Below are 4,256 nucleotides of genomic sequence, written 5' to 3' on the forward strand. Positions count from 1 at the left end.
ACACCCACACCCGACTCCAGCGAACCACAGTCATCCAGCAGCCATGGCCCGCGTGCCGGGGTGATGCGCGGTGCTTCGGGGTCGACTCCGATGTGATCCGGACTCGTGGATGTCGGTGCTGACGTAGACCTTGGTGATGGGCTTTTTGCGGCGTAAAGCCCCAGTGTTTGGGGTACTCACCTATGGTGCTAATGTGCAGTTCGATGCCAAATTCCTGCTTGAGCAGTTTCAGCATGGCGGCACGACTCCACAGCGCAAACTCCAGCTTGAGCTGCTCGGGCGACTTTTGAAGATCTGGCGCTGGATGTGAAGCTCCTGCTCAGGCGTCAAGCGACGCTGGCTGCCCACGCGGCGACACGTCGGTTTGGGTGTCAGCGCGCTTTGAGCCCATCGGCTGTGGCCACCTTGATCGCTGAATGCACCGTGACGTGCCCCGTCCTCAGTGCCGCGGCAATGTCCATGATGGCCATGCCACGCTTGTGCAGTCGCATAGCTTGTTTGCGCCGCTCGTATTGGGTCTGGCGCGACAGCTTTCTTCCGTCTTCTTTGTCGTTGCACGCCATATGGCGGTGATCAACGAAATTTCAATGGTTAATTGCCGGGTCTATAGGTGCATTGAATTGCACTCGGTTGACCGCCCTAATCGACCCTTTACAGAGCGGCCCACTCTTTTAAACTCAATGCGAAGGGGTTATTTGCCCGAATCAACAAAAAAGGCCTATAGATGGAAAAGATCCCCGATATTCATCTGTGCATTCAACAGCCCCCTGGGTATGTTCATTCACTCGGTCTGCTTGACCAGGCTCGCTACTTCCGTTACCAATTTCGCCGCCTCGGCGCCAACGTCAGCATCTCAAAGAATCGACTACGGCACGACGCAGTGAACCTCATCTTCGGCGCCCACCTTGGTTTCGACCCCGCGCAACGTGAGCGCCATGCCTGCATTTTCGTTAATCTGGAGCAGCTAGGTGATGGCGGCGCAGCGGTGTCCCCGGACTATCTGCGCCTACTCGCGACCTCAGCGGCAACGGACTACGACGTACACAACGTTGCGGCCTATGCGACCTGTACCGATGATGTGACCGTGGTACCGCTACTGCACGCTCCCTACCTTGTACCAGAGCAAAGCGTCCCTCTCAATGAGCGGCCGATAGATCTTCTGTTTATTGGCAGCATGAACCCACGTCGACGAGCCTGGATTGACCGCATTGAGGCCTGCGGCCTGTCGGTCACCCTGTTTGACGGGCCGCTGTACGGCCCCGAACGCGACCAGTTCATCGTTCAGGCCAAGGCGGTGGTCAATGTGCACTTCTATGAAAGCAGCCGCTTCGAGCAGGCGCGGGTGTCCCACTGCCTGTCGCTGGGTACGCCAGTCATCGCCGAGCGCACCGTGCAAACTCGGCCGCACCCAGCGTTTGAAGACTGTGTGCTGTGGATGGAGGGCGAGGGTCTTGAGCAATTTTTTACTAAGGATTTTGGTACGCCAGCGTTCTACGAGGCGACGCGCGAGGCGCTCTTGCGCTTCGAGCAAGCTGACCCGATTGATGCATATGCGGAGCTGCTGGGGTTTGCAACAGGTTTCGTCCGGGCTCATCATGAGCGCCGCCCTGCGCAGCCATGGCAGCCGCAATGCATTAACCTCGGTTCGGGCAAGGACTACAAGCCAGGCTGGCTCAATATCGACTTGCTTGAGCGCACTGAACCTGACCTGCTACTCGACCTCGCCTTGCCGCTGGCGCTCCCCTTTTCAAGGGTTTCGCCTCGCATCGGCCCCATCGTTCTGGCCGAGCAAAGCATCGACATCATCCACGCCAACAACGTGCTGGAGCATGTGCCCGATCTGGTCAGCCTCATGGGCAACTGTCTGCGTTTGCTGAAGACCGGGGGGGAACTTCAGATTGAAGTACCCTTTGAGCGCGCGCCGACGGCATGGCAGGACCCGACGCATGTTCGTGCGATGAACGAAAAATCCTGGATCTACTACACCGATTGGTTCTGGTATCTCGGCTGGTTCGAGCATCGCTTCGAGATGACCCGCTTTGTTTACCTGGACAGCAGCCTGAAAGAGTGCGGTCTTAAACAGGCCGCCTTCATGCGCGTGGTTCTCCGAAAAACAGAAACCACACCACGCGAACGCAACACGGCACGCGCGATGCAGGCCGATCTACGTCTACCAGAAGATGCTGTTGATCCGGCACAGGTTTGCATCCCTCAACGCCCGGAAAAACAGGGTCAATTACTACGGGCTGCCTATCCAGCTTTTGGACACAAATTCAACACTGCCACCTGCACTGCAGACCTTTATCTCAATCTGATGGAAAGCGTGCTGCTTGGCGTCATCTATGAAGATCCACCAATTGACCAATGGTCAGGCGGGGTTTTCAACCCAGAACTTCGTTCCAAGGGCAGAGATTGGCCAGCAAAAGCTCATACCATGATCGGTTTCGAGCGTCTGCGCAATGTGCGTCACTTAATGAATCAGGTGATCAACGACAAAATACCTGGTGATTTTGTCGAGACCGGTGTTTGGCGGGGCGGTGCCTGCATTTATATGCGTGCGGTGCTGAAAGCGTTTGGCATCGTTGATCGCACAATTTGGGTCGCAGATTCGTTTGCAGGCCTACCCATGCCAGATTCTGTTCGCTACCCGTCGCAAGATCTGGGTGACTTGCACCATACCTTCGATGCGCTGGCGGTTTCTCTGGAAACCGTGCAGGAGAACTTCAGAAAATATGAGCTGCTTGACGAGCAGGTGAAGTTCTTGAAAGGTTGGTTCAAGGACACCCTGCCTGCAGCCCCCATTGATCACATAGCACTACTTCGTCTGGATGGCGACATGTACTCCTCAACCATGGACGCATTGCAAGCTCTTGGCCACAAGGTGAGCCCAGGTGGATTCATCGTTGTGGATGATTTTGGTGCCGTTGAAGGTTGTCGCAAGGCCATTGCGGACTACCGCATGGAGAAAGGAATCACTGCGCCTATTCATGATATTGATGGCATCGGCGCCTATTGGCGTGTTGCTGCATGAGATCAACGTGCATGGGGATCATCGTGGGCCGCATTTGGAGTTGGACCGCAGCCAAGTTGAAGCAGTGACACACCCGCAGCAACGAGGCCTCAAAAACTTATGCCTCAACACAACATTGGTTGCTTAGGGCATTCATTAAGATAAGACGGTTACTTATCCCCCTGTGTCAGACTAGTTGCCGCTCCCCCATGATTGCGGATGATCCGCATTGGAGCGCTATTTATGACAAAAAATCAATATTCAATTGAATTCCAAGAACAGGCCCTGAGCAAAGCCAGGCAACGAGGTACACGCAGCGTGCGGGACGTAGCCAATGATTTGAATATGGCAGTGGGTACCTTGAGGAAATGGATCAGCAAGTCGAACCGAAAGGATGACGTGAGTAAGCCTGGGACGCAGCTGCCTGACGACTTACCAGCGCAATCGTGGGGTCCTGCCCAGCGCTTGCTTGCGCTGAACCAGACGCATGCCATGTCGCAGACACAGCTGCATGCATGGTGTCGGGAAAAGGGGTTGTTTGAGCACCAGCTTAAGGCCTGGGGTGAAGCTTTCTGCAGTGCCACAGCGCCTGAATCCCGCGAATCCAGGACGGCTTTGCGGGAACTGCAAGTCAAACACGATGGGCTGCAGCGCGAACTGCGTCGAAAAGAGAAGGCGCTGGCGGAAGCCGCAGCCTTGCTGGTGCTGCAAAAAAAGTTCCAGGCCCTGTGGGAGGACGAGGAGAAATGACCACTTGCCAACATCGTCAGATCCTGCTGGCACTGATCCGACAGGCCTGCGACAGTGGCGCACGTCTGCAAAAGGCCTGCACCCTGATTGGGCTGGACGCGCGTACCGTTCAGCGCTGGCAGCGCCCCGGGAACCGGGAAGGAGACCTCAGGGCCGGCGACAAACGTCGCATCACCGTTCCACCCAACAAGTTCAGTGAGGCTGAGCGACAAGCTGCGTTGGAGTTGATCAATAGCGATGAATTCAAGGATCTTCCACCAAGCCAGATCGTGCCGCGCCTGGCTGACCGGGGCCTATATGTGGCCAGTGAGTCGACCCTGTACAGACTGCTGCGTGAAGTCGGCCAGTTGACCCATCGCCGCCTGGAGCGGGTGGCGCAAAAACGCAGCAAACCACGCGCACTGGTGGCCACCGGGCCCGATCAGATTTACTGCTGGGACATCAGCTACTTGTCCACCGAAGTACGCGGCCTCTACTTCTATCTTTACCTGTTCGT

The 4,256-nt window shown here is 56.3% G+C and carries 4 protein-coding genes; 3 read left to right on the plus strand and 1 reads right to left on the minus strand.

Annotation, left to right across the window (positions count from 1 at the left end):
• On the minus strand, window positions 1-235 hold a 235-nt coding region (locus B3V69_RS20695; protein WP_414707450.1), incomplete at its 3' end, for a winged helix-turn-helix domain-containing protein.
• Window positions 236-724: 489 nt separating this feature from the next.
• Between B3V69_RS20695 and B3V69_RS01715 the strand changes: the two genes are divergently transcribed.
• The 3 genes from B3V69_RS01715 to B3V69_RS01725 form a co-directional block, all read left to right on the plus strand.
• Window positions 725-3,031, plus strand: coding sequence for a TylF/MycF/NovP-related O-methyltransferase (locus B3V69_RS01715; RefSeq protein WP_296443201.1), 2,307 nt, complete (start codon window positions 725-727; stop codon window positions 3,029-3,031).
• A gap of 198 nt (window positions 3,032-3,229) precedes the next feature.
• Entirely contained in the window at window positions 3,230-3,760 is a 531-nt protein-coding gene (locus B3V69_RS01720; protein WP_296443202.1) for a transposase, read from the plus strand.
• Window positions 3,757-4,256 (plus strand): helix-turn-helix domain-containing protein (locus B3V69_RS01725; RefSeq protein WP_296443204.1); only part of this gene is annotated, 500 nt, incomplete at its 3' end. The genes B3V69_RS01720 and B3V69_RS01725, both read left to right, overlap by 4 nt.

Source organism: Rhodoferax sp. UBA5149 (assembly GCF_002413825.1).
Lineage (GTDB): Bacteria > Pseudomonadota > Gammaproteobacteria > Burkholderiales > Burkholderiaceae_C > Rhodoferax.

What these genes read in the sequence shown, in the direction of transcription:
- B3V69_RS01715 (WP_296443201.1), top strand. Translation starts at nt 725, where the DNA reads ATGGAAAAGATCCCCGATATTCATCTGTGCATTCAACAGCCCCCTGGG.
- B3V69_RS01720 (WP_296443202.1), top strand. Translation starts at nt 3,230, where the DNA reads ATGATCCGCATTGGAGCGCTATTTATGACAAAAAATCAATATTCAATT.